The sequence below is a fragment of the Longimicrobium sp. genome, assembly GCF_036399255.1.
GTDB lineage: Bacteria > Gemmatimonadota > Gemmatimonadetes > Longimicrobiales > Longimicrobiaceae > Longimicrobium.
In genome coordinates this window covers 64184-78316 of the sequence record NZ_DASWNM010000022.1, presented here as the reverse complement: position 1 = coordinate 78316, position 14133 = coordinate 64184, and the positions used below count along the sequence as shown (strand labels likewise).

The 14133-nt window shown below is 70.9% G+C and carries 9 protein-coding genes; 6 read left to right on the top strand and 3 right to left on the bottom strand.

The window, feature by feature from the left end; translation table 11 throughout:
* Positions 1–439: 439 nt before the first annotated feature.
* Positions 440–2158 carry a bifunctional metallophosphatase/5'-nucleotidase gene (locus VGC13_RS03340; protein ID WP_331123784.1) on the bottom strand — a complete coding sequence of 573 codons (1719 nt, stop codon included), beginning with the start codon at positions 2156–2158 and terminating at the stop codon, positions 440–442.
* Positions 2159–2684: 526 nt separating this feature from the next.
* On the opposite strand from VGC13_RS03340, the gene VGC13_RS03335 reads away from it, so the two are divergent.
* The 4 genes from VGC13_RS03335 (at position 2685) to VGC13_RS03320 (ending at position 8159) form a co-directional block, all read left to right on the top strand.
* Complete coding sequence (locus tag VGC13_RS03335; RefSeq protein WP_331123783.1) at positions 2685–3614, top strand: hypothetical protein; 930 nt, start codon at positions 2685–2687, stop codon at positions 3612–3614.
* Positions 3615–4121: 507 nt separating this feature from the next.
* On the top strand, positions 4122–4682 hold the full coding sequence (locus VGC13_RS03330; RefSeq protein WP_331123782.1) for a DUF5683 domain-containing protein: 561 nt from the start codon (positions 4122–4124) through the stop codon (positions 4680–4682).
* Positions 4679–5464 (top strand): glutamate racemase, encoded by a 786-nt coding sequence (gene murI, locus VGC13_RS03325; RefSeq protein WP_331123781.1) that lies wholly within the window; start codon positions 4679–4681, stop codon positions 5462–5464. Before VGC13_RS03330 ends, murI begins: the two co-directional genes overlap by 4 nt.
* Positions 5465–6440: 976 nt before the next feature.
* On the top strand, positions 6441–8159 hold the full coding sequence (locus VGC13_RS03320) for a serine hydrolase (RefSeq protein WP_331123780.1): 1719 nt from the start codon (positions 6441–6443) through the stop codon (positions 8157–8159).
* 236 nt (positions 8160–8395) lie between these two features.
* Here VGC13_RS03320 and VGC13_RS03315 read toward each other — a convergent pair whose 3' ends face one another.
* Together VGC13_RS03315 and VGC13_RS03310 are read right to left on the bottom strand one after the other, a co-directional pair.
* Positions 8396–9568, bottom strand: a complete 1173-nt coding sequence (locus VGC13_RS03315) for an Ig-like domain-containing protein (protein ID WP_331123779.1) — start codon at positions 9566–9568, stop codon at positions 8396–8398.
* A 304-nt stretch (positions 9569–9872) separates the two neighbouring features.
* A complete protein-coding gene (locus VGC13_RS03310; RefSeq protein WP_331123778.1) occupies positions 9873–10634 on the bottom strand; it encodes a UDP-2,3-diacylglucosamine diphosphatase in 762 nt (253 codons plus the stop codon).
* A 1008-nt stretch (positions 10635–11642) separates the two neighbouring features.
* Between VGC13_RS03310 and VGC13_RS03305 the strand changes: the two genes are divergently transcribed.
* Both VGC13_RS03305 and VGC13_RS03300 read left to right on the top strand, forming a co-directional pair.
* The gene (locus tag VGC13_RS03305; RefSeq protein WP_331123777.1) at positions 11643–12089 is read left to right on the top strand and encodes a thioesterase family protein; all 447 of its coding nucleotides are present in this window, start codon (positions 11643–11645) and stop codon (positions 12087–12089) included.
* Complete coding sequence (locus VGC13_RS03300) at positions 12086–14128, top strand: peptidylprolyl isomerase (protein ID WP_331123776.1); 2043 nt, start codon at positions 12086–12088, stop codon at positions 14126–14128. Before VGC13_RS03305 ends, VGC13_RS03300 begins: the two co-directional genes overlap by 4 nt.
* Positions 14129–14133: the final 5 nt, after the last annotated feature.

Below are 14133 nucleotides of genomic sequence, written 5' to 3'. Positions count from 1 at the left end.
CATTACTCGCCCACCTCCCCCAAAACTGCTGGGGGAGGTTGGGGGGGGCCGAGGGATCGAGGTTCGGCGAAGAGGACCGAACTGCGCCCGACGGAGGGCCCCTCCCCGCTCGTTCCTCGCGGAGAGGGGAGAATTCGATCGCGCTCGGGCCAGCTTGTAGGTCGCGTCACCCTCCCCCCGCGCAGTTTGCGGGGGAGGGCCGGGGAGGGGGGCGGCTCACCATCTCGCGCCACACCCGCGAAACCCCCCACGATCGTTTGGGACGTTTGAGGGGCGAGCCTGGGCGAGCGGGTGAGGGCCCCCGCGGACGCAGCTCGATGCCTGTCTGAACGCCTAAAATCCGCGGCATCCCAACCTCCCCCAGCAGTTTTGGGGGAGGTGGGCGAGTGGTGCGAGCCCGGAGGGGGCGCCGGCGGATCGCGCCAGGCCTTCCGAAGCGCTACGGCGTCCGCGGCCGCTGCTCCGCCGCGGCGCGCTCGGCCAGCGCGGCGGGGACGATCCGCCAGTTCTGCCGGAAGACGTCGGCGGGGCGCAGGGTGCCGCGGCGGCGGATGTCCTCGATCAGCAGCTCGCGAATCCCCTCGCCCCGGTCGTACACCACCGGCGCGCCGATCAGCATGCTGAAGCCGCCGCTGCCGCTCGCGCGGTAGTTGTTCAGCGCGACGGTGAAGCTGTCCGCGTCCGCCACCGCGCGCCCGTTCCGCTCCAGCCGCGTCAGCCGCTGTCCGACCGGACGGGTGAGGTCCAGCGTGTACTCCACCCCGCTCACCACGTCGTAGTTGTAGCCGGGGACGGCCGGGTTGGTCAGCGTCTCGCAGGCGGAGGCGGGGCAGGGCAGGTAGTACTCCGCGCTCTTTTCCAGGTACGCGCGCAGCTGGGCGCCGCTGATGCGCACGGCCTTGAGCGTGTTGTCGTAGATGTACAGCCCCGCCACGTCCGCCACCGTCACCGGCCCCTGGGGGATGCGCGACGTCAGCGAGAACGCCGACGCGGCCGAAAGCTCGGCCCCGGTCGCCCGCGTCTGCACCTCGTTGATCAGGTCCAGGATCGGCGTGTCGCGCGTCCGCGCCAGCTCCGACGTCCACACCTCAGTGGAGGTGCCGATCACCTGCGCCACGTACTCCAGCGTGCGCCGGTGCGCGTCCGCCACCGCCGCCTCCACCCGCGGCGACGTGCTTCCCGGCGCGGGGCGGAGGATGCGCCCGCGCTTGCCGGCGACGCTCCACGCTCCATCCCAGCGCAGGTCCAGCTCGGCCACGGCCAGCGAGGTGCCCCAGTTCTTGGCCTGCTGCACCAGGACGCCGCTGATGGTGGTGTCCGCCACCTCGCGGTGCGTATGGCCCATGAAGATGACGTCGATCCCCGGGACCTCGCGCGCCATGGCTGCCGCGGCGTTCTCGGTGGGCACGCCGGTCGCCGCGGTGTCGTAGCTGCTCCCCTCCAGCCCGCTGTGCGCGGCGACCATCACCAGGTCCGCGCCCCGTGCCCGCATCTCGGCCACGACGGGGCGCACGCTGTGGACGATGTCGCGGAAGTCCAGCCGTCCCTGCACGTTGTCTCGGTCCCAGATCAGCACCCCCGGCGGCGTGACGGCGGTAATGCCGATGCGCACCGTGCGCCCGCCCACCGTCCGCTCCACCATGGTGTACGGCCGGTACGCGTGCTCCGGCGTCCCCGCGCGAAAGACGTTGGCGCTGAGGAAGGGAAAGCGGGCGCCGGCGGCGGCGCGGTCCAGGTGCTCGATGCCGTAGTTGAACTCGTGGTTGCCGATGGCCGCCGCGTCGTATCCGACGAGGTTCATCGCGCGCACCAGCGGGTGCTCCTCGCCTTCGGCCAGGCGGCGGAAGACGAAGTCAATGGGGTTGCCCTGCAGCAGGTCGCCGGACTCCACCAGCACCGTGCGCTCGGGGTTGGCCGCGCGCACGCTGTCGATCAGCGGCACCAGCGCGGCCAGTCCGTTGTCCGTGCGCTGCCCCGTGTAGTAGTCGTAGGGGAGGATCCAGCCGTGCAGGTCCGTGGTCCCCATCAGCACCAGCCGCCCCTCCACCGCCGCGGGCCGCGGCGCGGACTCCGCCCGCGGCGCGCTCGCGCACCCCGCCATCGCGGCCAGCGCCAGCGCGGCCGTCAATCTTTGGAAATCGAACATCTTGCTCGTCATCGGGTTACGGTGAGCGCGCTGGTACACGGCGGCCTGGACCCGGGTCCGCCGTCCCGAACCAAGCGCTAGCTCTGACTTCGTGAGAGGGTAGTGCTACACCTTGAATCCATAACGAAACGGTGACTTCCTGAGGGAGCGCACCACGTGTAACAAGAAGTCACAAAACAGGTTGCGCGCGACCGAAGGACCTCCTCCCGGTGGCGCAGGGGCCAGATCGGGGCACGGGACCAGCCCCATCGTTCGGTTGACGAGGTCCTTCGGTCGGCGCCAAAGTACATCGTACGAAGAGGTTGTGGAGCGGCGCCTCCCTCAGGAAGTCAGTGGTGGTGAGAGGTGTGGCGACCATCCTCTGATAGGCGCCTCCGCACCCTCTGTCATTCCGAAGGAGGCGCCGCACGGACCTTCCGCCTGCTCGATCCCGTGGCGCCGACTGAGGAATCTACTGTCGGATTCTCGTGACCTGTCGACGACGGCTCCCACTGCCGGTACGGCTTCCTTGTAGGACACACGAATCCGCCCATATTGGATGACCGGAAGCGGCGCCGCCGCCCTGCCGCACCCGCACGAGGCGGGCCCATCCTCCATCGTTCCGCCCATGATGATCCCGTTCCGGCTGCTGATGGTACCGGCCTGCGTCTGTCTCGCGGCGGAGGCGATGCCGGCGCAGAAGCTGGCCTATCACCAGATCCCCTGGCACGTCGCCGCCGACAGCGTGCGGGCGCCGCTGCGGGCGCAGGGCTTCGCCTTCCAGGAGGTGACGGAGAGCGGCGACCACGCGTTCACCCGCGAAGACGGCGCCCGGCTGAACGCCGAGCTGCGCAACGGCCGGCTGATCGGCTTTACCCTGCACGACGCGGTGCGCGGGGAGCCGGTGGCCGGCCGCTACGACGCGCTGGCCGACTCGCTGCAGGCCGAGCTGGGCGCGCCGGACGAGACCGGCGACGAAGACCAGTGGCCGATGCGGCTGTGGGAAGCGGGGCTCACGTCCGTACGCGTGGAGGTGACGCGCGTGGGCGGCGAGCGGATGGTGCGGGTGGCGTGGCGCGGCCCCGGCTGGTACGACGAGCTGGAGCGCCGCAGCGGACGCGCGCCGCAGCCCGCCGGGTTCACCACCGTCAGCGTGACCCCGTTCCTGCGGATCGCCGTCGACACCACGGTGGACGGCCCGCGCGCGGCGGGTGCGCTGCGCGGCCGTTTTCGCATCGAGTACTTTCAGCCCATCACCCCCTCGCTGGACGGCGTGGAGCAGGACCCGCTGGACACGGTGGAGTACGAGATGGACGTTGACTGCGCCGGCGGCCGAACGCGCCTGATCGCCCGCACCACGTATCTGGAAGGCCGCCGCCTGGGCAGCCATCGCCCGCAGGGACAGCCGTGGACCACGCCGCGGCAGCCCGACGGCCACTACGCCCGCGGCCTCGCCGCAGTCTGCCGTGCGGCGAGGCCGGTGCGGTAGGGGAGGAGTGCGTGAGTGCGTGAGTGCGGGAGTGCGGGAGTGCGGGAGTGCGGGAGTAAGGATCGGAACAGCGGGCGCGCTGCGCGCGGGGCCCTCACCCGGCTCGTTCCTCGCCTGCCCTCTCCCGCAGCTGCGCGGGAGAGGGGATAGCATGGCACTGGGGGTGGCGCGCTTCGGCGGTACGGGTGCCGCCGCGAGTGGGGCCTTGCCTTCGCGGCTTCCGGAGCGGGATCGAATTCTCCCCTCTCCGTGAGGAACGACCGGGGAGGGGCCGGGGGAGGGGCACCCCGGCGGGCGCAGCTGGATGCCGGCCGCGGCATCGAGATCCTTCCGCATCCGTCTTTCCCTCTTCCAGGGCAGGTTGCCGGAGCCGCGGTGGGGCCCCTCGCGCGCGGGTCTGCCTGCCTGCTAGTTTTCGGTGCCGCGCGGGACCGGGGATTGCACCATCCGCGCGGTGCATAAAGACATCCCGATCTGCTTACGATGCCGAACCGTCCGGCTTTCCTGATGACCCTGCGGATGATCCGCTTTCTCCCGCTGCTGGCGCTGCTCGCGGCGTGCCTGGCCCCGCGCGCCGCCGCCGCGCAGGATCCGGCGCCGCGTGATCCCGATCGCGCCCCCATCCAGATCCGCGGCGACACCGTGCCCGTGGTCCCCGACAGCCTGCTGCGCATCACCCCGCGGGGGGCGTTCATGCGCTCGCTGATCCTGCCGGGGTGGGGGCAGTCGGAGCTGGGCGCCACGGGGCGCGGCGGCGTGTACTTTACGCTGGAGGCGGGAAGCCTGTGGATGGTGCTGAAGTCGCACCAGAAGCTGCAGGAGGCCCGCGAGCTGGAGACCATCGCCCGGCAGACGGGGGAGATTGGCCCCACGGCCAAGCACCCGCTGGTGCGCGACCGCGAGAACCAGCGCGAGGACTGGATCACCCTCTCCATCTTCTGGCTCTTCTTTTCCGGCGCGGACGCGTTCGTCGCCGCGCACCTGCAGGACTTCGACGTGCACGTGAACGCCGTGCCCCGCCCCGGCGGCGGCACGGAGCTGCGCGCCACCGTGCCCGTAGGCCCGTGACGGCACCGGTCGGCGTCTTCGACAGCGGGGTGGGCGGGCTCAGCGTGGCCCGCGAAATCCGCCGCGCGCTCCCCGCCGAGCACCTGCTGTACGTGGCCGACACCGCGTACGTCCCCTACGGCGACCGCGGCGAGGAAGAGGTGCGCGCCCGCACGCTGGCCATCGGCGCGTGGATGCAGGCGCAGGGCGCCAAGGTGCTGGTGGTGGCCTGCAACACGGCTTCCGGCGCCGCGCTGGAGGCCCTTCGCGAGGTGCTCACCATTCCCGTCATCGGCCTGGAGCCGGCGCTCAAGCCGGCGGTGCGCGACAGCGCCAACGGCCGGGTGGGGGTGATGGCGACCAGCGGCACGCTGCGCTCCGCGCGCTTTCAGCGCCTGGTGGACAACTACGCGGACGGCGTGCAGGTGGTGCGCGATCCCTGTCCCGGGCTGGCGGACCTGGTGGAGGGGGGGATGCTGGCCGGGCCCGAGCTGGCGGAGCGGATGGAGGCGTACGTGGCGCCGCTGCGCGAAGCGGGCGTGGACACGGTGGTCCTGGGCTGCACGCACTACGCCTTCGTGCGCGACGCCATCCAGGAGGCGCTGGGCCCGGACGTGCGCCTGCTGGACAGCGCCGAGGCCATCGCCCGGCGCACGCGGCAGATCCTGGCGGACGGCGGCGCGCTGGCGGAGGGCGCCGCCGGCTCCGTCCGCATTCTCACCACCGGCGACCCCGCCGGCGTGACCCCCATCGTCCACCGCCTGTGGGGCGAGCCCGCCGACGTGGAGCGCCTGGAGGTCTGACCGCCACGGTCGGCGTCCGGTCGTGACCTACCGCGATCTGTCATTCCGAGGCCCGCCCACGCTGCCGCCGGACGAATGCCGCGCGCGTTGCAGGGCCGAGGAATCTACCGTCGGCTCGCGCGAGGCCGGACGCGGCAGCCCGCGCCATACGTGCGGCCGCGCAACCGCCGGACAGGGCCAGTCCGGGGCGCCGCGACGTGTCACGAGGAGACGGAAAGTAGATTCCTCGGTCGCGCCATGGGTTCGGTGGTGCGGACGGGCCCGCGCGGCGCTCCCTCGGAATGACAGTGTGGGGTGTGCGGCCAGATACGGTTGCATTCAGGGGCGTCTGTCATTCCGAGGCCCGCCCACGCTGCCGCCGGAGGAATGCCGCGCAGGTTGCAGGGCCGAGGAATCTACCGTCGGCCCGCGCGAGGCTGGACGCGGCAGCCCGCACCATACATGCGGCCGCGCAACCGCTGGACAGGGCCAGTCCGGGGCGTCGCGACAGGTCACGAGGAAACGGAAAGTAGATTCCTCGGTCGCGCGCCGGGTTCGGTGATGCGGACGGTTCGCGCGGCGCTCCTCGGAATGACAGATCGGGACGTGCGGCCGGAGGCGGTTCCAATCAGAAGGTGTTGGTCCAACCTCCCAATCATACCCCGGCCTGACTTCCTGAGGGAGCGCACCACACGTAACCGGAAGCCACACAACCGATTGCGCGCGACCGAAGGACCTTCTCCCGGTCCGCGAGGGGCTGGCGATGGGACGCGGAGCCAGCCCCACGGTTCTGCCGGCGAGGTCCTTCGGTCGCGCGCAGGCAGCGGAGTGGAGTCTGGATTCCGGGTGAGCGCTCCCTCAGGAAGTCAAAGCGGGAGCCGTCCGGAAATCCATCCCGCCAATCACCATCGTTCCTTCTGAAACCGCGCGCGGCGGACGCCCGTACGCCAGCCTGCGCACCCCCCGCGCACCCGTCACCCCGAAGATTCGCAAGACCATGATCCGCACAACCATGCTGCGCCGGCTGGCCGTTCTGCCGGCCTTCGTGTTTTTCGCCGCCGCGCCCGCCGTCCACGCCCAGGCCGCCGCGCCGGCGGCGGTGCAGGCGAGCGTGTCCGTCGATCCGTCGCTGGCGGGGATCGATTCCATGCTGGCGGCGCTGTACCCGGCCAGCGAGCCCGGTGCCGCCGTGCTGGTGGCGCACGAGGGCCGCGTGCTCATGCGCAAGGCGTACGGTTCGGCCAACGTGGAGCTGGGCGTGCCGCTGCGGCCCGAGCACGTGTTCCGGCTGGGCTCCATCACCAAGCAGTTCACCGCCGTCGCCACGCTGATGCTGGTGGAAGAGGGCAAGGTGTCGCTGGACGACGAGATCACCCGCTTTCTCCCGGACTATCCCACGCAGGGGCGCCGCATCACCGTGGAGCACCTGCTGACGCACACCTCCGGCATCCAGAGCTACACGTCGGTCCCCGGCTTTGCCGCGGGCATTCGCCGCGAGCTGGCAGTGGACAGCCTGATCGCCTTTTTTGCCCACGGGGCCATGGAGTTCGCGCCGGGCGAGCGGTGGAACTACAACAACTCGGGATACGCGCTGCTGGGCGCCATCATCGAAAAGGTGTCGGGGATGACGTACGCCGACTTCATCCGCACCCGCATCTTCGAGCCGCTGGGGATGCGCAGCAGCGCGTACGAGGTGGAAAACGTGCTGGTTCCCGGCCGCGTGGACGGCTACGAGCGCACCGACGAAGGCGCGGTGCGCCGGGCCGACTGGATGAGCATGTCGCAGCCGTACGCGGCCGGCGCGCTGATCTCGACCGTGGACGACCTGATGGTGTGGAACCGCGCCGTGGCCGAGGGCCGGCTGCTGCGGCCGGAGACGTGGCGCCGCGCCTTTGCGCCGTACACCATGAGCAGCGGACTGTCCAGCGGATACGGATACGGCTGGTTCGTGGGGAACGTCGACGGCCGGCCCTCCGTCGAGCACGGCGGCGACATCAACGGGTTCAGCACCAACAATCTGTGGATTCCGTCGGGGCGGCTGCACGTGGTCGTGCTGGCCAACCACGAGCGCGAGCCGCGCCGCAACCCCGACGAGATCTCGCGCCAGATCGCGGCGCGCGTGCTGGGCCAGCCCGCCGCCCCCGCCGCGGTGACGGTGGAGCCCGCGGCGCTGGACGCGTACGTGGGCGTGTACCGCATCAGCGACACGGAGCGCCGCGTGGTCACCCGCGACGGCGGCGCGCTGTTCAGCCAGCGCAACCGCGCCCCGCGCCAGGAGATGAAGGCGCTGGGCGGCGACGAGTTCCTGTTCCCCGCCACGGGCACCCGCGTGCGCTTCGTGCGGGGGACCGACGGCGCCGTCACGGGCGTGCGCCTGACGCCGCGCCGCGGGCCCGAGGAGCTGGCCACGCGCACGGAGCAGACGCCGGAGGAGGCCCTGGGGGCGGTGGCGGTTCCCGCGGCGGTGCTGGACCGCTACGTGGGCCGCTACCAGGTAGCGCCCGACTTCATCGTCACCGTCCGCCGCGAAGGTGACGCGCTGCGCGTGCAGCCCGGCAGTGAGGAAGAGATCGCGATGATCGCGGAGAGCGAAACCCGCTTCGCCATTCCCGCGGCGAACGGCGTGGTGATCTTCGAATCCGACGCGTCCGGCGCCGTCACGCGGCTGGTGCTGCACCTGGGCACCCGCCAGATGCCCGCGCCCCGCATCCCGTAATACAGAATCCGGGAAAACAACGACTTCATGGGTACAGAGGAACAGAGTCAGACAGAGGAGGCGGGATGATGTTTCAGCTCGCTTTCTCTGTCTGACTCTGTTCCTCTGTACGATTATTCTTTTTCAGGATCTGGAATCACACGGAGGGCACGGAAGCACAGAGGAAAACGAAGGAGGACGGGATGAAAGCTCATCCGCGTCCTCTCTCTCCGTCCCTCCGCGCGATGCTTTCGGGATCAGTCCACGACCGCGTCCGTTGGCAGACAGCGGGGCGAGGCGGCGGTCGGGTCCTGGCTGCACGGCCGCCAGAGGTTGGCCGGGTGCCCGTTGAACAGCGTGTTCAGAATGGAGTTTTCACTGTAGTGCGCCCGGAACATCTGCCCCTCGGTAAGGTTGGCGCCGGCGGCGCGAAAGTGCATCACGTTTTCCTCTGACGTCTCGTGCCACCCGCCCAGGAACCCGTGGCCGATCTCGTGCGCCAGGGTGGTGAACGGCGGGCGCTGCCACGCCAGCGGCGGAATCTCGATCCACCCGCTGCCGCAGTACGAGCCGGAGGGGGTGATGTCGTTGAACCGGCTCTGGCCCAGGTAGTACACGTTCAGGCGGCCCACGTCCCACCCGATCGCTTCCTTCTCGGCCGGGTTGCAGAGCGTAAGCCCGTCGCCCTGAAAGAGGTGCGCCTGCGGAAAGCCGGTGGCGTCCACGATCCGCACGTCCCGCAGCCCGATGCGCGCCCGCGGCTCCCACACCTGGGCCACCTTCTGCAGGTGCATGTTCACCAGCCTGGCCGTGGAGTCGAACGGCGGCTGCACCACCCAGATGGTGATGGGAATGCGGAGGACCTCGCTGGTGAACGGCAGGTGGATGGTGTCGCGGCGGGCCCGCCAGTCGGGAAGCACCAGCAGCGGCGCGTACCCCGGCGCAAACGCGGCGATCTCGTCGGACGCGGTGTAGTCGCGAAAGCGCACGAGCATGGAGTCGGTGAACGTGTACCGCACCGCCTGGGTGGGGTGGTACTCACCGGCGTTGTAGGCCAGGAAGCGCACCGACACCCCCGCGGGCGCCGTCAGCAGGTCCATCTCGTCGCGGCGGGCCAGGCGCGCGCTGAAGATCACCGAGTCGGCGGCGGTGCCGCTGGCCAGCTGCGCCGTGGCGCGCGCGGCCGGGATGACCGCTTCGTCGTCGGGCATGCGCCAGCGCACCTGCGCGATGCCGTCTGCGTCGGTGGTGGCGTTGTCGGGGGCCAGGATTCCCGCGTTGGCCGAGAACGACACCAGCACGTTCGCCACCGGCTGCCCGCCGCGCGTAACCCGCACCACCAGCGGCCCCTGCAGCATCCCTCCGCCAAAGCCGCCCTGGCCGTTTCCGCTCATCACCTCCAGCTTTCGCGCGGGCTCCACCGGGGTCACCGGCCCTCCACCGCCTCCTCCTCCGCCGTCTCCCCCGCACGCCGCGAGCGCCCCCACGAGCGCAACCGCTGTCCAACGGCCCTTTCTGGTCATCGCGTGCTCCTTTGTATCCCGTAAGATCGTGTGTTTATCTACTTTACGTGCGAGGCGGCACGAACTACAAGGGTTTTGATATAAATCTGCAGATCATCGGACTCCTGAAGAAAAAAGGTCCTCACACAGAGTCAGCAGAGTCAACGGAGTTCAGCTCCTCGGTTGACCCTGCTGACTTCGTGTGAGGCCAGATGAGCTTCTTCGGCCGGGCTCAGCCGCGGGCGGAGGCTCCGTCGGCGGGCCACTGGCGCAGCTGGGGCGGGCCGCCGCCGGGGGGAAGGACCACGTAGTCGAAGGTGTTCAGCCAGTCGCCCGAGTTCACGTAGAAGCGCCCCGGCTCCACCTCCAGCACGGATGCCAGGTGCGCGTGACCGGTAAGCACCAGCTGGATTCCCGGGTCCTCGCGCATCTGCTCCAGCGCCCACGCCTGGATGAACGCCGCCCGCCCGCGCGCCGCCTGGTCGCCGGTGTCGGCCTTGTGCTCGGTGGTGCTGGCCAGCAGCGCGATGCGGCGTCCCAGGTCCGGGTGCAGCGTGCGAAAGGCGCCCACCGTCACCGGGTTGCGGATCATCTTTTTGAGCGCGCGATACTTCAGGTCGCCGCGCCCCACGCCGTCGCCGTGCGCCACCAGGGTGCGGCGCCCGCCCAGCGTCATCTCCAGCGGCCCCTGGTGCAGCGCGATCCCCACCTCGTCGCGCAGAAAGGGACCCGCCCACGCGTCGTGGTTGCCGCCCACGAAGGCCATGGGCACCCCCGCCTCGGCCACGTCCTTGAGCTTGGCCAGCACGCGGTAGTGCTCCGCCAGGATCACGTGGCGGTACTCGAACCAGAAGTCGAACAGGTCGCCGTTGATCAGCAGGAACGACGCACTCCGGGCCACGTGGTCCAGAAAGCGGCGAAACGCGCGCTCCGTCGCCGCGGGCACGGCGCCCAGGTGGATGTCGGATACGACATAGACAGGCTTGCTCTCCATGGGGCGGGGAAGCTACCGGCCGTCCCCGCGCGCGACAAGCATCGGCCTGTGGGCGATGCAGGAAGGGCCAGGGTTCCGCGAGCATGTGCTCCACGGGACCAGAACGTGTTCAAGAATCAGCCTGGCCGCTTTACTACCTGAGTCCAGCGGCACTCCCCGCACCCTGCTGGATGAAAACAGGGTTGTCATTCCGAGGCCCGGCCACGCCGCACGCGGACGATCACCCCGCAGGTCGCAGGGCCGAGGAATCTACTGTCGGCTCGCGCGAGGCCGGACGCGGCAGCCCGCACCACCGCTGCGGCGGCGCACTAGCCAGACAGGGCAGTGCGGGGCGTTGCGGCAGGCCACGAGGAAGCGGAAAGTAGATTCCTCGGTCGCGCATCCGGTTCTGTGGTCAGGCAAGGTGCCGGTTGTGCGCTCCCTCGGAATGACAGTCCGGGGTGGGACCAGGATCTTTTCTTCAGGAGGCGCCGCGCCTGACCCGCTGCTACGAAAGCACCTTGGCGCGACCGAAGGATCTGGCCGGCAGTACGAATGGGCTGGATCGGAACAGGATCTGACCCCGTCGTGCCCGAGAGTAGATCCTTTGGTCGCGCCCAACCGATTGCGTATCTTCCGGCGTCTTCGTGTGCGCTTCCTCAGGAAGTCAGGCGCTTGCGTCAGGAACTCGGGAATACACTCTATGCTCCTTACCGCCTCCTGGCGTTTCCTCTTCCCTCGCCGGATTTCTTGCCAGGCTTCTTGCTCGGTGCATTCGGCAGCGGAGGCGTCTTTATTGGAGTCGGCTGGGGCGGAGTCGCGCCTTTCGTGTCAGCCATGATCACATCTCCCTGTTTTCTGGTGCCGCGTCACGCGGGGGCGCCGTCGCGCCTGAGCCGCACCCGATGGGAACGCGTCAGTCGTGCCACGGCGCCCCACACCGGCTCCGGTTTGACTCCCCCCGCGCCGCCCGGTAGAATCGTCCGCTGATCCGGCACTCTCGCACTTTCGCACTCTCGCACTGGTCCGATGTCGTCCGTTCCCCCCGACGCCCCGTCCTGCTCCGTCGAGTTCCGCACGCGCTACGCGGAGACGGACCAGATGGGCATCATCCACCACGCCAACTACCTGGCCTGGTGCGAGATCGGGCGCACGGACCTCATCCGCCGGGTGTGGAAGCCGTACGCGGAGGTCGAAAAGGACGGCCTGATGCTGGCGGTGACCGAGGTGAACGTGCGCTACCACGCCTCTGCCCGCTACGACGACCTGGTGCGCGTGACCACCTGGGTGGACCAGGTGCGCTCGCGGGCCGTGGGATTCGGATACCTAATCGAGCGGGTGGAGGATGATGGATCCACCACCCGCCTGGCGACCGCGCGCACCGGGCTGACCCCCATCGACCGCGGCGGCCGTCCGCGCACCCTGCCGGCGGACGTGCTCGCCGCCTTTCGCCGCACCGCACCGCTACCGGCATGAAGACGCGCCTTCGCCTGATCGCCCTCACCCTCCTGGCCGCCGCCTGCGCCCCCGCCGCGCCGCCGTCGTCCGGCCCCGCCGCGTCCGCCCGCGTGACCGAAGCGGGACTGCTGCGGCTCGCGGACCGGCGGGAGTGGGATGCGGAGTACCTGCGCGCCGCGCTGGCCCACCGCGATCCCGCCGTGGCGCGGCGGGCCGCGGGGGTGCTCGCCAACCTGCGCCGCGCCGAGGGCGTCGCGCTGCTGGGCCCCGCGCTGGCGCACGCCGACACCTCCGTGGCGGCCATGGCGGCGTTCGCGCTGGGGCAGATCGCCGACAGCACCGCCGTGCCGCTCCTCGTCCCCTACGCCGACGCGGCGCGCGCCGAGCGGACGCCCACCGTGGTCGCCGAGGTGGCGTACGCGCTGGGCAAGATTCGCCACGCGGATGCCCGCGCCGCGCTGGAGCGGCTGCTGGCGACGCTGGATTCCGACGGTCCCGGCAACAACCGCGTCGCCGGGGCGGCGCTGCTGTCCATCTGGCGGCAGGGGCGGCCGGCGCCGGTGGGCGCCATCGAGCGCTGGATTCGCCACGCGGACCCGGAGATCCGCTGGCGCGCCGCGTACGCGCTGGCCCGGCGCCCGGAGCCCGCGGCCACCGCGCTGCTCTTTCGCAGCGCGGAGGACCCGGACGCGCTGGTCCGCTCGTTCGTCGCCCGCGGGCTGACGGCGGCCATGGCGGACTCCAGCGGCGTGGGGCAGGAGGCGGCGCAGCGCGCGCTGGTGCGGATGAGCCGGCAGGACAGCGCGGAGATCGTGCGGATCAGCGCGCTGCGCTCGCTGGGCTCGTTCCGCACGGACACGGCGGTGGCGGTGCTGGCCAACACGGCGCTGATCGCGCCGCCGTACGAGACCATCGTCGCGATGGAGTCGCTGCAGCGGCTGGGCACCCTGGCCTCGCCCGCCGTGCGGGTGCTGCGGGACGAGGCGCTGGACGCCGACATGCCCGTCTTCGTGCGGCAGACGGCGCTGGCCGCGCTGGCGGACATCGACCCCACCGCCGCACTGGGCGTGGCGCAGGCCCTGGCGCGCGACCCCGCGTGGCGCCTGCGCGCCTCCGCCGCGCGGGCCCTGGCGCACGCCCGCCCGATGCCCCTGGGCGACCTTGCCGCCGCGCTGCGCGATCCCGACGGGCGCATCGCCTCCGCCGTGCTGGAGGAGGCGGCCACCGTGGCGGGCGACGCGGGCCTGGCGTCCATCCGCGAGCTGCTGCTGCAGGGGCTGCAGCACCCGGACGTCATCGCTCGCACCAACGCCCTCGCCGGCCTTGCGCGCCTGGCCGATCCCGCGACGCTCCCCGTGGTGCTGGACGCCTACCAGCGGGCGCAGGCGGACTCGATGAACGACGCCGCGCTGGCCGCGGTGGACGCGGTCGGCGCCATCGCCAAGAAGGATCCCGCGGCCGCGGGCCAGTTCCTGGGCCGCTTCAATCGATCCGGCGACTACCTGGTGCGGCAGCGCGTGGAAACCGCGCTGGGCGACTCGCTGGCCGGCGCGTGGAGCGAGCCGCTCCCCATCGAGACGGGGATGTCGGAGGCGGAGTACGCGCGGATCGTGCGGGGGACGCGCGCACGGCCCCGGCCGCACGCCCTGATCGAGACGAACGACGGCAACATCGAAGTGGAATTGTTCGCGGACGACGCGCCGCTGACGGTGCGCAGCTTTCTGGCCCTCGCCGAGAGCGGATTCTTCGACGGGCAGGAGTGGCCGCGCGTGGTGCCCAACTTCGTCATCCAGGGCGGCGACCCGCGGGGGGACACTTCCGGCGGTCCGGGGTACACCCTGCGCGACGAGATCAATCGGCACCTGTACCTGCGCGGATCGCTCGGCATGGCGCTCTCCGGCCCCGACACGGGCGGAAGCCAGTGGTTCGTCACCCACTCTCCGCAGCCCCACCTGGACGGCACCTACACGGTGTTCGGCCGGGTGGTGCGGGGGATGGAGGTGGCGGACGGAATCCTGCCGGGCGACCGCATCATCCGCATTCGGGAGGTCCGTTGAAGGTT